This is a genomic window from Cedecea neteri, assembly GCF_000758325.1.
Classification (GTDB): Bacteria; Pseudomonadota; Gammaproteobacteria; order Enterobacterales; family Enterobacteriaceae; genus Cedecea; species Cedecea neteri_B.
This window is the reverse complement of the sequence record NZ_CP009459.1, coordinates 986,808-1,003,170: the sequence shown is the minus strand read 5'-3', so window position 1 is coordinate 1,003,170 and position 16,363 is coordinate 986,808. Positions and strand designations below refer to the sequence as shown.

14 protein-coding genes are annotated in these 16,363 nt (G+C 55.3%); 7 read left to right on the top strand and 7 right to left on the bottom strand.

Annotated features, from left to right (window positions below; translation table 11 throughout):
- Window positions 1–197: 197 nt before the first annotated feature.
- Window positions 198–1,406 carry an MFS transporter gene (locus LH86_RS04750; RefSeq protein ID WP_039298846.1) on the bottom strand — a complete coding sequence of 403 codons (1,209 nt, stop codon included), beginning with the start codon at window positions 1,404–1,406 and terminating at the stop codon, window positions 198–200.
- 360 nt (window positions 1,407–1,766) lie between these two features.
- Between LH86_RS04750 and LH86_RS04745 the strand changes: the two genes are divergently transcribed.
- Window positions 1,767–2,330 carry a DNA-3-methyladenine glycosylase I gene (locus tag LH86_RS04745; RefSeq protein ID WP_039298842.1) on the top strand — a complete coding sequence of 188 codons (564 nt, stop codon included), beginning with the start codon at window positions 1,767–1,769 and terminating at the stop codon, window positions 2,328–2,330.
- Window positions 2,327–2,788, top strand: coding sequence for an N-acetyltransferase (locus tag LH86_RS04740; protein ID WP_039298839.1), 462 nt, complete (start codon window positions 2,327–2,329; stop codon window positions 2,786–2,788). The genes LH86_RS04745 and LH86_RS04740 overlap by 4 nt, the downstream gene beginning before the upstream one ends.
- Here the strand turns inward: LH86_RS04740 and LH86_RS04735 are convergent.
- Window positions 2,736–5,066, bottom strand: coding sequence for a molybdopterin guanine dinucleotide-containing S/N-oxide reductase (locus tag LH86_RS04735; RefSeq protein ID WP_039298836.1), 2,331 nt, complete (start codon window positions 5,064–5,066; stop codon window positions 2,736–2,738). The two genes, LH86_RS04740 and LH86_RS04735, sit on opposite strands and share 53 nt — an antisense overlap.
- Window positions 5,067–5,220: 154 nt before the next feature.
- Between LH86_RS04735 and LH86_RS04730 the strand changes: the two genes are divergently transcribed.
- Window positions 5,221–5,883, top strand: a complete 663-nt coding sequence (locus LH86_RS04730; RefSeq protein ID WP_039298832.1) for an OmpA family lipoprotein — start codon at window positions 5,221–5,223, stop codon at window positions 5,881–5,883.
- 51 nt (window positions 5,884–5,934) lie between these two features.
- Here the strand turns inward: LH86_RS04730 and LH86_RS04725 are convergent, their stop codons facing one another.
- From LH86_RS04725 to bcsE, 5 genes are all read right to left on the bottom strand, one after another.
- The gene (locus tag LH86_RS04725; RefSeq protein ID WP_039298829.1) at window positions 5,935–6,189 is read right to left on the bottom strand and encodes a Txe/YoeB family addiction module toxin; all 255 of its coding nucleotides are present in this window, start codon (window positions 6,187–6,189) and stop codon (window positions 5,935–5,937) included.
- Window positions 6,186–6,437, bottom strand: a complete 252-nt coding sequence (gene yefM / locus LH86_RS04720) for a YoeB-YefM toxin-antitoxin system antitoxin YefM (protein ID WP_039298826.1) — start codon at window positions 6,435–6,437, stop codon at window positions 6,186–6,188. The genes LH86_RS04725 and yefM overlap by 4 nt, the downstream gene beginning before the upstream one ends.
- Window positions 6,438–6,688: 251 nt before the next feature.
- Window positions 6,689–8,371, bottom strand: coding sequence for a cellulose biosynthesis protein BcsG (bcsG, locus tag LH86_RS04715; RefSeq protein WP_039298822.1), 1,683 nt, complete (start codon window positions 8,369–8,371; stop codon window positions 6,689–6,691).
- The gene (bcsF, locus tag LH86_RS04710; RefSeq protein WP_192810982.1) at window positions 8,364–8,555 is read right to left on the bottom strand and encodes a cellulose biosynthesis protein BcsF; all 192 of its coding nucleotides are present in this window, start codon (window positions 8,553–8,555) and stop codon (window positions 8,364–8,366) included. The genes bcsG and bcsF overlap by 8 nt, the downstream gene beginning before the upstream one ends.
- The gene (bcsE, locus tag LH86_RS04705) at window positions 8,555–10,117 is read right to left on the bottom strand and encodes a cellulose biosynthesis protein BcsE (RefSeq protein WP_039298818.1); all 1,563 of its coding nucleotides are present in this window, start codon (window positions 10,115–10,117) and stop codon (window positions 8,555–8,557) included. The genes bcsF and bcsE overlap by 1 nt, the downstream gene beginning before the upstream one ends.
- 173 nt (window positions 10,118–10,290) lie before the next feature.
- On the opposite strand from bcsE, the gene bcsR reads away from it, so the two are divergent.
- The 4 genes from bcsR (at window position 10,291) to bcsB (ending at window position 16,362) form a co-directional block, all read left to right on the top strand.
- Window positions 10,291–10,476, top strand: coding sequence for a cellulose biosynthesis protein BcsR (gene bcsR / locus LH86_RS04700; RefSeq protein ID WP_038483072.1), 186 nt, complete (start codon window positions 10,291–10,293; stop codon window positions 10,474–10,476).
- A 12-nt stretch (window positions 10,477–10,488) separates the two neighbouring features.
- Window positions 10,489–11,223: a cellulose biosynthesis protein BcsQ gene (gene bcsQ, locus LH86_RS04695; protein WP_039298815.1), complete on the top strand. Its 735-nt coding sequence runs from the start codon at window positions 10,489–10,491 to the stop codon at window positions 11,221–11,223.
- The gene (gene bcsA, locus LH86_RS04690; protein ID WP_039298812.1) at window positions 11,220–13,829 is read left to right on the top strand and encodes a UDP-forming cellulose synthase catalytic subunit; all 2,610 of its coding nucleotides are present in this window, start codon (window positions 11,220–11,222) and stop codon (window positions 13,827–13,829) included. Before bcsQ ends, bcsA begins: the two co-directional genes overlap by 4 nt.
- A 139-nt stretch (window positions 13,830–13,968) precedes the next feature.
- Complete coding sequence (bcsB, locus tag LH86_RS04685) at window positions 13,969–16,362, top strand: cellulose biosynthesis cyclic di-GMP-binding regulatory protein BcsB (RefSeq protein ID WP_039298809.1); 2,394 nt, start codon at window positions 13,969–13,971, stop codon at window positions 16,360–16,362.
- Window position 16,363 lies beyond the last annotated feature (1 nt).

The window sequence follows — 16,363 nt, the reverse complement described above, 5'->3', positions numbered from 1 at the left end:
GTGAAAAGAGGATAAGGCGATTACAAGGGAGATTTATCCTGGCCGGGATAATACAGATTGTGGCGAAAAAGTCTTGCCAAAGACTGTTATTTCATTGCTGAGCTTGTGTTTTAGTTTGAAGAGAGCAAGAGATGTGATGATGGGTTACGCCAAAGCCGCCCTATTTGGCGGCCTTAACGTAGGGATTGCGAAGACTGTCAGGCGTGGGCGTGCTTGTGATTGAGTACGGCACGTACCGGCTGGCGAATCGTGGTGGAAATTGCCAGCGACAGAATCAGCAGGGCGAAGATAACGCAGAAGGTCACGTAGAAGCCGCCGAACAGCGAGGCGATGATGGAGCCGCAGATACTGCCGATGCCGAAGCCCAGGTATATCACGCCGTAGTTTTTGGTCAGGTTGTTCAGACCAAAGAATTCGCTGACCAGCGAAGGGTAAACGGTGATGGTGCCGCCAAAGTTAAAGGCTACACAGGCGATGGCCGCAAAGAAGGTGACTTCGTTCAGCGGGGCAAACAGCAGGGCCGCCATTCCGACCAGAGAAATCACCTGACCAATCGTAATTACGCGAATGCGGGCAATTTTATCTGACAGGATGCCGAGTACCAGGCGGCCGCTCAGATTAGCAATGGAGATAATGGTGACCGCGTTGGCGGCGGACATAGCATCCAGGTGAACCATGCCCTGAGCGATATCTTTTGCGACGCCGATAACGTACAGGCCGCTCATGCAGGCGGTGAGGAACATCAGAGCCAGCATCCAGTATTGTGGCTGACGCATAGATTCAGCGAGAGTGAAATCGGTTTTTGCTTTGCCGTTTGTCGATTTAGTTTCCTGCAGCGGAGCATCTTTCATCATGGTGGCACCGAACAGCACCATCACCATCGCCAGGCCACCCCAAATCATAAAGGTGTTTTCCAGGCCGTAGGCCGCTAGCAGGTGGGTATCAATGTATTTAAAACCGAGGCTGCCGAGGCCATAGGCGCCGATGGAGAAGGCAGAGATCAGGCCTTTACGCTCCGGGAACCACTTCACGCAGTTCGACAGCGTCAGCAGGTAGCCAGCGCCATCTGCCAGGCCAACCAGCACGCCCGCCGTGAGCCACAGCATCATCAGGTTGTTGGCATGTGCGGTGAAGAACAGTCCGGCCCCGAGCAGCACGCCCGCCGCCATTGTTACTTTACGCACGCCAAAGCGGTCCTGCAGTTTGCCCGCCACAGAAGAAGAGATGGCGAGGCCAAGGCTCAGCAGGCCGAAGGAGAAGGCGACCTGGCTGATTGGCGCGTCCAGCTTTTGGGACAGTGCGCTGTTGAACAGGCTCCAGGTATAAACGGAACCCAGCGCGAACTGGGTAATGATGGTTCCGATGAGGGTTAACCAGCGAGTACGGTTGTAGGTGGCAGTATTCATGGCAGATGTCCTGCGAATCTAAGGGAAGTTATCTGCCGCCTACGATAGCGAAGCGCCGTTTATTCCAGGAAAAAACGGCATGAAATGCATGAAGAACGGAATGAAGTGCCTCTGAGACGGTATGAATGACCTTTACGCTGCACTTTATGTTTTGTTTGTTAGTGCTCGCTATCATTGTGGTGTGCGTCTTTGCTGTATATTAAATGTTAAATCATAAATGAGAGATGGTTAACAGTTTGCAAATTTACGGGGGTTAAGTGCCCTTTCTTTGATCTCATTCAGGGTTGCGAAATATCCCGGATTCACTATTGTCAGAAAGTAAAATTTGCCCACGCTCGGCAGATAATCAGGGAGAGCTAAATGGAACGTTGTGGCTGGGTTACTCAGGATCCGCTGTATCAGGAGTATCACGATAAAGAATGGGGAGTGCCGGTTACCGACGGGCAAAAGCTCTTTGAGATGATTTGTCTGGAAGGTCAGCAGGCCGGGCTGTCGTGGATCACCGTGTTGAAAAAACGCGAAAACTACCGCCAGCGTTTCAGGCATTTTGACCCCTATGCCGTGGCGCTCATTCAGCCGGAAGAAGTGGATCAACTGATGCTGGATACCGGCATTATTCGCCACCGAGGGAAAATCGAGGCGATTATCATCAACGCTAAAGCTTTCCTCGCGATGGAAGCCAGCGGTGAGAACTTCCCTGATTTTGTCTGGGGATTTGTCGACCATAAACCTCAGATATCGCATCGCGCTTCACTCAGCGAAGTTCCGGCTTTTACGCCGACGTCAGATGCGCTGTCTAAGGCGCTAAAAAAGCGTGGGTTTAAGTTTGTGGGGTCGACAATCTGCTATTCGTTTATGCAAGCCTGCGGCCTGGTCAATGACCATGTGACGGGCTGCTTCTGCCACCCTGATTTTCGCCAATGATCCAGCTGTTTAACATTGAGCAAATGGATGCGCTCATGGCGCTCTGGCTGGAAAGTACTATCGGCGGCCATCCGTTTATCCCGGAAAGCTACTGGTACGAAAGCCTCAACCTGGTGCGCAATGTCTATATTCCTCAGTCAAAAACGTGGGTTTATCTGCACCAGCAGCAGATGGTGGGGTTTATCAGCGTGATGGACCGGCAGTTTATCGGCGCGCTGTTCGTCGCCCCTTCGTTTGCCGGGCAAGGGATCGGCGGCGAATTGTTGGAGAAGGTGAAGGCGGAATACCCGGCCTTAAGTCTTGAGGTGTATCAGAAAAACCGCCGGGCGGTGCATTTCTATCACCGCCACGGCTTTCATATTGAAGAGAGTGCGTGGCAGGCAGAAACGCAGCACCCGACGTGGATTATGAGCTGGCAGGCGGATCGAACGCCGTCACGTCAGGGGCCGGGCCGGTAAATTTCTCCGCCCAGACGAGGGAGTTATTGGCCGCGCAGCCGTTGGCCAGCCGCGAAGACGGGATATCCATGGTAAGTACGTTAACCGCCCCGTTTTTACACAGCCTGTCTTCATCCAGATCGGGCCATGCGCCCTGGTGGATGCAAACCACGCCAGGCCTGATCCCGTCGGTTACCTGAGCGCCAACCAGCACTTGTCCACGAGCGTTCCAGACCCGCACTAAATCTCCGTGAACAATGCCGCGTGCTTTAGCGTCAATCGGGTGCAGCGTAATTGGCTCTCTTCCGGCAATGGCGTACTGGTCGCGCAGTCCGGCATAGTTCAGCTGGCTGTGCAGGCGATGAGCCGGATGGGATGAAAGCAGCTGTAGCTGGCCGGAGGCGGCATTGCCCTGCCATTCGTCCGGTGCCAGCCAGCTTGGATGCGGCGGGCAGTCGGCATAGCCAAAGCTGGCGATGCGCTCAGAGTAGATCTCGATTTTACCGCTTGGCGTTTTGAGTGGGTTTGCCTCAGGATCGGCCCGAAAAGCGGCAAAGCGAATAAATTCGGCATTTTTCGCATTTTCTGGCATTTCTATCAGTTGGTTAGCTGCCCAGAACTCACTGAAATCCGGGAGCTCGATCTGCTGCGTAGCGCCACGCTGACGGGCGATATCATAGAAAGACTCCAGCCATTCAAGCTCGCTTTTCCCTTCGCTGAACCGTGCCTCACCACCGGCTTCCCATCGTTCGCTTAGCTCTGCAAAAATATCAAAGTCGTTTCTCGCTTCTCCCTGCGGAGCGACGACCTGTTTCATGGGGACCAGATGCTGATTGCTGTAATCACCGGTCATCGTCATGTCGTTCCGCTCGAACGAGGTGGTCACCGGTAAAACGATATCGGCGTGTTTTGCCGCCGCCGTCCAGAAGCATTCGGAGATAACGATCAGCTCAGGCTTTTGCCAGGCTGCGGCAAGGCGGTTGGTGTCCTGATGATGGGTGAAGTTACTGCCGCCAGCCCACCACAGCATACGAATGTCCGGGAAAGTGTGCCGTTGCCCGTTGTGCTGGTAATCCTTGCCAGGGTTTTCCAGCGCTTCGACGATGCGCGCCACGGGAATTTTTTCCACGGCATCGGTGCCGCCTTTTAGAGAGCCCTGCAGGGAACCAGGAACCGCTGCGCTGCGGGTCGGGTTACCGCCGTTGGCGAAGTGGTAGGAAAGGCCAAAGCCGCCGCCCGGGGTGCCAATCTGGCCCAGCATGGCGGCCAGCGTGACCAGCATCCAGTGTTTCTGTTCACCGTACTGCTGGCGCTGCATACCCCAACCCGCCATCAGCATGGTGCGCTTGCGGCTGAAAAGATCGGCCAGACTTTCGATGGTGACCGCGGGGATGCCGCAGATCTCAGCCGCCCAGGCCGCACTTTTGGGCGTCCCGTCAGTGTTGCCGAGCAGGTAAGCTTCAAATTTGTCATAGCCATAGGTGCAGCGGGCGAGGAAAGCGGTATCGTGCCTGTCGCGAATGACCAGCGTGTGGGCAATGCCGAGCATCAGCGCTACGTCGGTCCCCATATGCGGCGCGATCCATTCGGCACGCTCCCCGAAGAAATCCACCGTTTCAGAGCGCATCGGGTCGATGGCGATGATTGTTTTGCCGCTGTTTTTTAGCTGTTCGAAGAACTTCATGCCCTGTTCGTCACTGGCATTCCAGGCAATTTTCAGCGTGTTGAGCGGGTTAGCGCTCCACAGCACCACGACTTCGCTGTTCTCAAGCAGCAGCGGCCAGCTGGTTTGCTGCTGGTAAACCTCGTTAGAGCCCACCACGTAGGGCATGATCACCTGCGCGGCACCGGTGGAGTAGTCGCCGGAATGCCCGGTATAGCCACCCGCGAGGCTCATGTAGCGCTGAAGCAGCGTGGAGGCTTTGTGCAGCACGCCGTTGGAGCGCCAGCCGTAGGAGCCAGAGAAAATGGCTGCCGGGCCGTGCTTCTCGCGAATGCGTTTGTGCTGCTGGTGAATCAGCGTCAGGGCGTCATCCCAACTGATGCGGACATAGTCATCTTTACCGCGAATTCCCTGTGGCTTATCCGGGGAGGCCAGAAACCCTTTCCGGGCCATAGGAAACGCCACGCGAGCTTTGCTGTGAACCTGATCGGGCACGGCGCTTTGTAGCGAGTTTTGATGACCGGTTTCAAGCGCGCCGCGAGAGTGGTAAACCCGCTGCCCGTCGGTTTCGACCAGCATGGGGCCCCAGTGTGCGGCGGTGAGGATTTGTTTTCGTGCAGGCGATGTATTGGCCAATTTGGGCTCCGTGATGGCAGGTGCTGGGCTCTACGGCCGCGTATTTATGTTCACTATTCAGAATTCTTACCGGAATTTTCTACACGATTTGCCGTCATAATCAATCGCCGGGCGCATATCCGGCAAAGGATGAATAAGGATAGAAGGAAATAAGATGAAAAAACGCGTCATGATTATTGCCGCCGTCGTGTGTGGCACCTTAGCGGTTTCCGGCTGCACCACCAATCCGTACACCGGCGAAAGCCAGGCCGGAAAATCTGGCATAGGCGCCGGGATTGGCTCGCTGGTTGGGGCGGGCGTGGGGGCACTTTCGTCATCGAAGAAAGATCGCGGCAAGGGCGCGCTGATTGGCGCTGCGGCTGGGGCAGCCCTCGGAGGCGGCGTCGGTTACTATATGGATGTGCAGGAAGCTAAGCTGCGCGACAAAATGCGCGGAACCGGCGTGAGCGTGACCCGCAGCGGCGATAACATCGTGCTGAATATGCCGAACAATGTCACCTTCGACAGCAGCAGTGCCACCCTGAAACCGGCGGGTGCCAATACCCTGACCGGCGTGGCGATGGTGTTGAAAGAATACCCCAAAACGGCGGTTAACGTGGTCGGCTACACCGACAGCACCGGCAGTAACGAACTGAATATGCGCCTGTCACAGCAGCGTGCAGACGGCGTAGGAAGCGCGCTGATTACCCAGGGCGTTGAGGCCAGCCGTATTCGCACCACCGGCGCAGGCCCGGCGAACCCTATCGCCAGCAACAGCACCGCGGACGGTAAAGCACAGAATCGCCGCGTAGAAATTACCCTGAGTCCTTTGGGTTAACGTCATGTCCGGCAGTGGGCTTAGCAGCATCGGGGCCACTGCCGTGAGCCATCAATAGTGATAGCGGCAGACGACGATAATAATTTTCTCGTCCTTCGTCGTATAAACCAGACGATGTTCTTCATCTATGCGTCGTGACCAGTATCCTGACCAGTTGAACTTGAGTGGCTCTGGCTTGCCTATGCCCTGAAACGGCGTTCGACGGATTTCTTTAATCAGGTCGTTGATACGTTTCACCATCTTTTTATCCGTGCGCTGGAAATAAAGGTAGTCTTCCCAGGCCTGATGGTGCCAGCAAAGCATCATTCAATAATGTCTCTTTCGTTGTAGAGATCGTTATTGATGTCTTCGATTGCCTGACTCAGTCTGGCCGCATTTGCCGGAGAGCGTAAAAGATAGGCTGTTTCTTCCAGTGAGTTGTAATGCTCTTCACTCAGCAGCACGCAGTTGCCTCCGTTTTGCCGGGTAATCAAAATTGGGTCCCGATCGTCAATGACCTTTTGCATGGTATCTGCCAGCTCCTGCCGTGCTTTACTGTATGTAATGGTGCGCATGGTTTTCTCTGATTGGACAATTTCCTGCTGAGTATAAAATACATACAGTTATTGTACAGCTTTAAGTACAATGCGTCTGAGAGAAAAACTCTATCTGAGGAGGATACTTTTCGATATGACGTCTTTTTCTTTCAGGAATCCATCTCGCTGAAAATTTAGACTTATTGCAGCTGTTGCACAGTCTTTTCGATTTTCGCCATAAAAAAAACCGGCACACAAGGCACCGGTTTTTGGTCGTCTAAACACAAATATTATTGCGGATAAGGCACCCAGTCGCCGCCGCTCAGGCGAACATAAGGCTTATCCTGATACTTCAGCACCACCGCCGTTGAGTTTTCAGAAACCGGGGCGGTTTGCGGCAAGTTGCTGGTCAGTGCGTTCCAGTCCACCTGGTCGGCGACAAAGTTTTTGCCGTCCACCGAGCGGGAAACCAGTTCTGAAATCGCCAGATAGCTGCTTGGCTGGTTGATTTCAATGGCGTCGCCGCTGTGTGGCGCTTTCATGCCGATGAATTTCACGCCCGCCGGTACGTGGGTGATGTCAGGACTTGGAATGTCACGCAGCCCGGAAACCTGCATTTTATCGCCTTTCAACGCCGCACCGTGCTCCGGCACAATCACCACCATGACCTTGCGGTTCGACTTCTCAAGCTCGGTCAGGAAGGAATCCAGCTCATCGAACAGCTTCTGCGCCCGCGCCTTATAGTCGGCTGTTTTGCTGTTGCCCGGATAATGGTTACCGTCGTGCAGTGGTACCAGGTTGTAGAAGGTAGCCGTGCGCGGGTTCGCGCCGTCATTTTGCTCACCCTGCAGCCAGCGCTGTAGCACGGCGGTGTCGTCGTAGATTGGCGAATTATCAAATGCCAGCAGATTGCTCGGCAGTCCGCTTTGATCCATCAGCGGGACCTGAATCCCGCCGTTTTCACGCACTTCTTTCAGGAAGTTACCGAATACGCCGTTGTGGTCCATCATCAGTTGCTGCTTGAAGCCGAGGCGGGCTAAGTCATCAAACAGATAGCATTGGTTGCCCGCAGGCTCATAAAGCCCTTTGTGGGACGACTGCCCGCAGCTCGCGCGGAGCAGGCGGATGGCGGCCGGGCCGCTGTAGGAGGTCGCCGAGTTGAAGTTTTTGAACAGAATATCAAAGTGTTTCCACAGCGGGTGCGAACTGAGGCCAACAGCCTCGATGTCGGACCATGAGAGGGAGCAAATATTGATGATCAGCAGCTCAAAAGGCTGTGCGTCAGCGGGCAGTGCATCCGGGAATTTGGTCTGCCGTTTGGCTTCGCTGGCGTAGAAGTTGTTCAGCCAGGCGGTAATATTGTCGCTTGTCGGCGGTGCCGTTTGTGCCGGAATATCACCGGAAACCGGTGCTGCCGTACTGGCGGCGGCCGTTGACCCGGCGGTACCGCTGGCGCTGGCGGAGGCCGTTGTTTGTGATGCGGATGGCAGTAAAGAGATAGCCGGGCCGGCCACCGTCAACACGTTGAGCCAGACCAGGATAGCCACGACAAACACCGTGACGCGCAGCCACTGGGAGACAAACAGCCAGGCAACCAGCAGGACAAACGCTGCGCCGATCATTTGCCAGTTAATAAAGCGGGTCACCAGGTCGAGAAGATAGTCCGCACTGAAGCCCACGACCTGGCTACCCTGGCTCATCATGCTGTCGAAGCCGGGCAGCCAGGTATCGTGCCAGAAAAGACCGATCCCTACGGGAAGGGCTATCCAGTTACGCAGTTTGTGCAGCTTCAGCGGCGGCAGCGGGAATAACAAAAAGGCAAGAAAGACCAGGTTCGCCAGTGGGTGAAAATTCAGGTAACCGGTCCATAGCAGACCGAACTTCAACAGGAAGTAGTAGTTCCAGCCGCCCAGACCACGCCAGTACTGCAGAAAATGAGCCGGCGATTTTGCCGTTTGAGTGTGATTAGTCATGTTGATGGTCTGCCCTGGCGGAAGGTCGGCGCAGCGTCCCGGCCGGTTTAACGTAGCGTGGTTTTAAAAACATCAGCCGCACCGCGGCGGTAAAGCGGGGCAGCCAGCGGTGAGCGGTGTAGCCCAGCGGAAAAAAAACTATCGCGCAAAGCACGACGAGCTGAATGATGTCGGTGATGTTCATCATTGTGTTTGTTCCCTCGGGGTGTCATCCAGCAGCGTTACAGGCGTTGGCTGTCTGCGCCAGCTATGCCCTTCGTGGCTGGCATGGCGAACGCTGTTCAGGTCGAGCGTGGCGGCCAGCGGTTTTACCCATTTTTCCGGGCGCATGACCTGCATTTGGAGTATTTCGGCGGCGATTTGGCTGTCTTCAAACCACACCATGCGGTTGGTGAAAAGGTCGTTCACCGGCAGCGGGAAAATGTGGTTCAGGGCGGTATCGAGATCGTTAATGCGGCAGAAGGAGAGGAACAGCATCAGCCGGTTTTCCCCGATAGTCACGATATCACCCATGCGGTTTGGACGGCATAACGTCAGCGCTTGTTCAACACGCAGCCCAGGCACCGGGCGCAGTGCGACCATCACGCCTTTGCCATCTTCCGGCAGCAGGGCGTTGTTCATCAGCGCCCCGATACCGTTGCAGAAAACGTCCCATTTCTGATAACCGCGCAGTTTAAGCGGCTGCATCTGGTCGATCAGCACGGTAATGTCTTCCGGGACATGGCGGGTAAACTTCGCACCCTGCACGCTTTCGATCATCGTCAGACAGCGTGAAAGCGGGGCATTCCACGGAATAATTAGCGTTGCCCCGCAGCCCAGCAGAAGCCGTTCATCGGTGGCTCGCAGGCTGGCCTGGTTTTCCCGCACGATCAGCTTCAGCGCGCTGCCGCGCTGGCGGCGAAGGGCGTGAATCTGGCGGGCGATGCTGTTGATTTGGCTATTCTGGGTGAGCGAGAAAATAATTGTGGCGGCCTGCGCAGTTCGCGCGGCATCAAACAGTTGCTCATTGTTTTCGAAGAGCTGCCAGTTTTCCGACAGGGCAGGAGCGCCTTCCAGGACAGCAATATGGCTGAGAACGCTTTTTTCATCGCTGCGCGGCTGCGGTGAGCTTTCAGAATTTTCCTGCACCTGCCATGCTTTGTTTTGCCATTGAATATTTAGTTGTTGATCGGCCGTGACGCCTTTCTCGTTACACCAAAAGGCGATGTCATAGCGATGGATATCGCTTTGCGCCCGCAGGCTGGCAAGCCCGGACAGGCTGCGATGCTCGCTGACTAATAACGAGAATTGTTTATCATTGTTATTTCCGACATTAACAAAAAGCAGACTGCACTTATTGCGTTTAGTCCATTTTCCCATTGCGGCGAGCCAATGACGTAAGTCCGCTGGGGGGATATTTTCCCAGACGTTATCAGAACTTAAGAGTATAAAAAAGTAGTGTTCAGGATTAATACTGCACATCAGATCGCGGCGTAGCGCATTGAGTCCATTGAGGGATGAGGGCATGGTAAAAAGGCGTAGTTTTTCTGGCCCTTTGCCCGGATCTAGCTTTATCGCTTGCCCGGACTTTGCCGACATTGAAATGACGGCAGCCTTTGTCGTCGACTCTTGGGCGGCAACTGTCTGATTAACAATACTTATTGCATCATCCTGACTTTCTACGTTCAGCCACCAGACGCCCCCTGCGGGCATATGATTCAATTCGTTCCATAACGAACGGATGCCAAGCGAAAATATGGGTTCCATGCCGTCCCCTGGAGATAAATTAGTATGTATGTCAGTTTACTAGCGTAAGCTGAGAAAGAAACCTACCATTGAAAATAAACAGCATCAGTTTTAGCATTGTAAAACATTTTTTGTTTTCCAGGCATTTGCAGTTATCACTGCTGACCAAACCTGACCGAGGGATGACAACTAAAATGCAAGATGAAGAGACTGGCAATGCTCAGGAAAACAAGCTTGTTTATGCCTTCCAAAATGATTTTCTGGCGCTAAGTAAAGCATTTTCACTGCCCGAAATAGATTACACCGATATATCGCAGCAGGAACAACTGGCGGCGGCAATTAAACGTTGGCCGCTGCTGGCTGAATTAACGCAACAATAGGGAGTAGGCCTGATGGCTGTCATTGGGTTGCAAGGGCTGCGTGGTGGCGTAGGGACGACGTCTATTACCGCGGCGCTTGGTTGGTCGTTGCAGCAACTTGGGGAATCGGTACTGGTGGTGGATATCTCGCCAGATAACCTGCTGCGTCTGTTTTATAATATTGATTTCGCAGAGCCTAAGGGCTGGGCGCGAGCCATGCTGGATAACGAAGACTGGCGCAAATGCGCGTGGCGCTATACCAGCCATCTCGACGTGCTGCCGTTCGGCCAGCTTAGCCCGGCTGAGCATGAAACGTTCGACACGGTGGAAAAAGCCCTTGGCAAGTTCAGCCATTTTCTTGCCGACCTGAAGGCGAGCCAGCGTTACCAGTGGATCTTGCTGGATTTACCCTACGGTTTTAATGCCTTAACCCGCCAGATTCTGGCACAAACCGACAGCGTGGTGACGGTGGTTAAACCAGACACCAACTGCCATATTCGTTTGCATCAGCAGGCCTTGCCGCAAGGGGCGCATATCCTGGTGAACTATCTGCAGGTGGCCAGTCAGCTGCAGGATGATATCTACCAAATTTGGCTGCAAAGCCAGCGCACGATGATCCCCATTATTCTTCACCGGGATGAGGCGATGGCCGAAAGTGCGGCGGTAAAACAGCCGCTTGGCGAATACCGTCCGGATTCATTGATTGCCGAGGAAATTATGACGCTTGCCAACTGGTTCCTGTTGAACCTTGCTGGGAAGAAGGCATGAGTCAGTTGGCCTCCTGGCTGTTACTCCCCGCTGCCAGCCAGCGGCTGGGTGAGCGTTATCGTACTTTTCGCCGCAACGGTGCCCCGATGTTCAGTGCGATGCTGGGCTGCATTGTCTTGATTCTTGCCTGGGTTTTTCTGCCGCTTGAAGGCCCCCGCTGGCAGCGCATACGCGCCGGGCATGACCAGTTCTACCCGCATATCAATCCAGACAGGCCACGCCCGCTGGACGTGGTGCGTTATAGTATCCAAAGCCTGTGGCTGTTGCTCCGCGCCAGTAAGCAAACCGGGCGCCCGCGGGTACGCTCTTTTGGCCGGATGCAGGCCTGGCGTGAAAGTTGGCACGGCTGGCTGGATAAACTGCCGGAAAACTTTAGCAACCGAACGCAGCATCTCGATGAAAAGAAAGAACTGAGCCATATCAACCACACTGCCCGGCGGATCATTCTTGGCGTGATTGTTGTATTTTCGGCCATTCTTGCGCTGCTTTGTATTACTCAGCCGTTTAACCCATTGTCACAGTTTATCTTCCTGATGCTGCTGTGGGGCGTGGCGCTGATCGTTCGGCGTTTACCGGGGCGTTTCTCTGCCTTGATGCTGATTGTGCTGTCGCTCACCGTTTCCTGCCGCTACATCTGGTGGCGCTACACCTCGACCCTGAACTGGAACGATCCAGTCAGCCTCGTCTTCGGTCTGGGGCTGCTGTTTGCCGAGACCTACGCCTGGCTGGTGCTGGTGATGGGGTATTTCCAGGTGGTGTGGCCGCTTAACCGCCAGCCGGTACCGATGCCAAAAGACATGAATACCTGGCCGGTGGTGGATATTTTTGTGCCGACTTACAACGAAGAGTTGCACGTCGTGAAGGGGACAATTTATGCCTCGCTCGGCATTGATTGGCCGAAAGACAAGCTGAATATCTGGATTCTGGATGATGGCGGGCGCGACGAGTTTAAGCAGTTTGCCGATATGGTCGGGGTCAACTATATCGCCCGTTCGACGCACGAACACGCCAAGGCGGGGAACATCAACAACGCGCTGAAGCATGCGAAGGGCGATTTCGTCGCTATCTTCGACTGCGACCACGTGCCCACACGTTCCTTCCTGCAGCTCACCATGGGCTGGTTCTTCAAAGAGAAGTCGCTGGCGATGATGCAGACCCCGCACCATTTCTTCTCGCCTGACCCATTCGAGCGTAACCTGGGGCGTTTCCGTAAAACGCCTAACGAAGGGACGCTATTCTACGGGCTGGTGCAGGACGGGAACGATATGTGGGATGCCACGTTCTTCTGCGGCTCTTGTGCGGTGATTCGCCGTGGCCCGCTGGATGAAATTGGCGGTATTGCCGTTGAAACCGTGACCGAAGATGCCCACACATCGCTGCGTCTGCACCGCCGGGGCTATACCTCGGCTTACCTGCGTATTCCGCAGGCTGCAGGGCTGGCAACGGAAAGCCTTTCCGCGCACATCGGGCAGCGTATTCGCTGGGCGCGAGGGATGACGCAGATATTCCGTCTCGATAACCCGTTCTTCGGTAAAGGGCTGAAGTTTGCCCAACGGCTCTGTTATGCCAACGCCATGTTCCATTTTCTGTCGGGGATCCCGCGGCTTATCTTCCTGACGGCGCCGCTGGCGTTCCTGTTGTTACACGCCTATATCATTTACGCCCCGGCCATCATGATTGCGCTGTTTGTTCTGCCGCACATGATCCACGCCAGCCTGACTAACTCCAAAATTCAGGGCAAATATCGCCACTCTTTCTGGAGTGAAATTTACGAAACGGTGCTGGCCTGGTACATCGCCCAACCGACGCTGGTGGCCTTGTTTAATCCGCACAAAGGGAAGTTCAACGTGACCGCGAAGGGCGGGCTGGTTGAAAACGAATATGTGGATTGGGTCATCACGCGTCCGTACCTGATTTTAGTGCTGATTAACCTGCTGGGCGTTGCCTTTGGGGCATGGCGCTTCTTCTACGGCCCGGAAAATGAAGCGCTAACGGTGGTGGTGAGTCTGCTGTGGGTGTTCTACAACTTGATAATACTGGGCGGTGCGGTGGCCGTTTCCGTGGAGAGTAAGCAGGTCCGGCGAGCGCACCGCGTTGAAATTGCCATGCCGGCTGCGCTGGCGCGTGAAGATGGTCACCTCTTCCCGTGTACCGTGCATGACTACTCAGACGGCGGGGTAGGGATCAAGATTCATGGCCCGACCCAGGTGCTGGAAGGGCAGAAAGTGAACCTGCTGTTGAAACGTGGAGCACAGGAGTTCTTCTTCCCGGCTCAGGTGATGCGTGTCTTTGGCGATGAAGTCGGCCTGCAGCTGGCGCAGATGACCACCAAACAGCATATCGATTTTATTCAGTGTACTTTTGCCCGCGCCGATACCTGGGCGCTGTGGCAGGACAGTTTCCCTGAGGATAAACCGCTGGAAAGTCTGGTGGATATTCTCAAGCTTGGCTTCCGGGGTTACCGGCACCTTGCGGAGTTCGCTCCACCGTCATTGAAGTTTGTTTTCCACGCGATCACCACGCTGGTGGACTGGGTTGTGTCGTTTATTCCACACAGCCCAACGGCCGAACCAGCAAAACGGCGGACTTTGTCTGCCCTGGCTTAACGAAATTGCTCACCGAAAGGGAAAAAGCGTGGTTTTTCCCTCTTTGTAGCCGGCAACTGAAATCACGAATTGATGTTCTCTGGTGTTTCTTCTTTCGCCTGAGGTTTGTCAACAGCTTGATTAATTTGATGATAACGCGATGAAAAGAAAAATATCCTGGTTTTATGCAGCGGCGGTAGGCATCAGCGCCCTGCCTGTTACAGTGGCAAATTCGGCTGATTCGACGCCGGCTCCGACGGTTCCTGCCGTGGCGACGGCAAATCAGGCGGTGGTTACGCCTGCGCCGGGTTCAACCGAGGCGATCGTTCCCGCTACGCCCGCTGACAGCGCCCCTACGGTTGGGCAAGTCTTACCGGGTGTACCTGGCGCAAATGCGCCCATCGTCGCCGAAAATGTGCCCTCCCGCGATGTGAAACTGAATTTTGCGCAAATTGCGCCGCCGCCGGGCAGCATGGTATTGACCGGCGTGAACCCGAATGGCGGGGTAGAGTTTGGGATGCGTCGGGATGAAATCGTCTCGAAAGCGCTGCTGAACCTCGAATATACCCCTTCACCTTCGCTGCTGCCGGTGCAGTCGCAGCTCAAAGTCTATCTTAACGACGAGCTGATGGGTGTCCTGCCGGTGACCAAAGAGCAACTGGGCAAAAAGACCTTCGCTCAGGTGCCGGTTGACCCGCTGTATATCACCGACTTTAACCGCGTGAGGCTGGAGTTTGTCGGCCACTACCGCGACATCTGCGAGAACCCGGCCAGCACCACGCTGTGGATGGATGTCGGTCGCAGCAGCTCGTTGGCACTGACCTACCAGCGCCTGCCGGCTCAAAACGATCTGTCGCATTTCCCGGTGCCTTTCTTCGACTCGCGTGACGATCGCCCGCTGACGTTGCCTGTCGTTTTTGCTGCCAGCCCGGATATTGAACAGCAGCGTGCCGCCGGGATTGTCGCCTCATGGTTTGGTTCCCGTACCGCATGGCGTGGGCAGAACTTCCCGGTGCTCTTCAATCAGTTGCCGACCAGCAACGGGATCGTGTTTGCGACCAACGACAAGCGCCCGGACTTCCTGCGCGACCATCCTGCCGTGCAGGCACCAACCGTTGAGATGATGAGCCACCCGGATAACCCGTACGTCAAACTGCTGGTGGTGATGGGCCGTGATGATAAAGACCTGGTGCAGGCGGCAAAAGGCATTGCCCAGGGGAATATCCTGTTCCGCGGCAGCAGCGTGACCGTGGATGACGTGAAGCCCTTGCAGCCACGCGAACCTTACGATGCGCCAAACTGGGTAAGAACAGACCGGCCGGTAACGCTGGGCGAGATGAAAACTTACCAGGAGCAGCTGCAGTCCAGCGGCCAGGAGCCGAGCGCCATTAGCGTAACGATGAATCTGCCGCCCGATCTCTATCTGCTGCGCAGTAACGGCATCGATCTCAATCTGAAGTATCGCTACACCGCACCGGCGATGAAAGACAGCTCGCGCATGGACATTAGCCTGAACAACCAGTTCCTGCAGTCGTTTAACCTGACGCCGAACGAAGAGAACAATAAGCTGCTGCTGCGCCTGCCGGTGCTGCAGGGCCTGCTGGACGGCAAAACGGATGTGTCGATTCCCGCTCTGCGTCTGGGAGCCGCCAACCAGCTGCGCTTTGACTTCTCTTATATGAACCCGATGCCAGGTGGATCACTTGAGAACTGTATTACGTTCCAGCCGGTCCAAAACCACGTCGTGGTGGAAGATGAGTCAACCATCGACTTCTCTAACTATCACCACTTTATTGCCATGCCGGATCTGCGCACCTTTGCTAATGCGGGCTTCCCGTTCAGCCGTATGGCCGATCTTTCGCAAACCATTGTGGTGGTCAGCAAAGCGCCTAACCCGGCCCAGGTAACCGCGCTGCTGGATGCGCTCGGCACCATTGGCTCACAAACTGGCTTCCCGGCGCTGAGCGTAAACCTGACTGATGATGGCAGCACCATACAGGGCAAAGATGCGGACATCATGATCATCGGCACGATTCCACCGACGATGAAAGATGACAAACGTATCGACCTCCTGGTTGATGCGGCCCAAAGCTGGGTGAAAACCCCGGTACGCCAGACTCCACTGCTGAACGGCGTTTCCGATCCAAAAGATCGCGCGGCGGATACACAAACGGCGGTGACCTCCCAGGGCGCAATGGCCGCCATCGTGGGCTTCCAGTCGCCGTATAACGACCAGCGTAGCGTCCTTGCTTTGCTCGCCGACAGCCCTCGAGGTTATGAGCTGCTGAACAATGCGCTCAACGACAGCGGCAAACGGGCGGCGATTTCCGGCTCGGTAGCGGTGATTCGTGAATCCGGCGTGGATAGCCTGCGCGTCGGCGATATTTACTATGTGGGCCACCTGCCGTGGTTCGAGCGCATCTGGTACGCGCTGTCGAACCACCCGGTTCTGCTGGCTATCTTCGCCGCGATAAGCGTCGTGCTGTTGGCCTGGGTGCTGTGGCGTATCCTGCGCATTCTTAGCCGCCGCCGTATCGATCCGGAAGACGAGTAAT

Bases quoted from the DNA above. Each gene is read 5' to 3' on its own strand.
- LH86_RS04725 (WP_039298829.1), bottom strand. From the start codon at position 6,189: ATGATGCTTTGCTGGCACCATCAGGCCTGGGAAGACTACCTTTATTTC.
- LH86_RS04750 (WP_039298846.1), bottom strand. From the start codon at position 1,406: ATGAATACTGCCACCTACAACCGTACTCGCTGGTTAACCCTCATCGGA.
- bcsE (WP_039298818.1), bottom strand. From the start codon at position 10,117: ATGGAACCCATATTTTCGCTTGGCATCCGTTCGTTATGGAACGAATTG.
- bcsA (WP_039298812.1), top strand. From the start codon at position 11,220: ATGAGTCAGTTGGCCTCCTGGCTGTTACTCCCCGCTGCCAGCCAGCGG.
- LH86_RS04745 (WP_039298842.1), top strand. From the start codon at position 1,767: ATGGAACGTTGTGGCTGGGTTACTCAGGATCCGCTGTATCAGGAGTAT.
- yefM (WP_039298826.1), bottom strand. From the start codon at position 6,437: ATGCGCACCATTACATACAGTAAAGCACGGCAGGAGCTGGCAGATACC.
- LH86_RS04730 (WP_039298832.1), top strand. From the start codon at position 5,221: ATGAAAAAACGCGTCATGATTATTGCCGCCGTCGTGTGTGGCACCTTA.
- LH86_RS04740 (WP_039298839.1), top strand. From the start codon at position 2,327: ATGATCCAGCTGTTTAACATTGAGCAAATGGATGCGCTCATGGCGCTC.
- bcsG (WP_039298822.1), bottom strand. From the start codon at position 8,371: ATGACTAATCACACTCAAACGGCAAAATCGCCGGCTCATTTTCTGCAG.
- bcsR (WP_038483072.1), top strand. From the start codon at position 10,291: ATGCAAGATGAAGAGACTGGCAATGCTCAGGAAAACAAGCTTGTTTAT.
- bcsQ (WP_039298815.1), top strand. From the start codon at position 10,489: ATGGCTGTCATTGGGTTGCAAGGGCTGCGTGGTGGCGTAGGGACGACG.
- bcsB (WP_039298809.1), top strand. From the start codon at position 13,969: ATGAAAAGAAAAATATCCTGGTTTTATGCAGCGGCGGTAGGCATCAGC.
- bcsF (WP_192810982.1), bottom strand. From the start codon at position 8,555: ATGAACATCACCGACATCATTCAGCTCGTCGTGCTTTGCGCGATAGTT.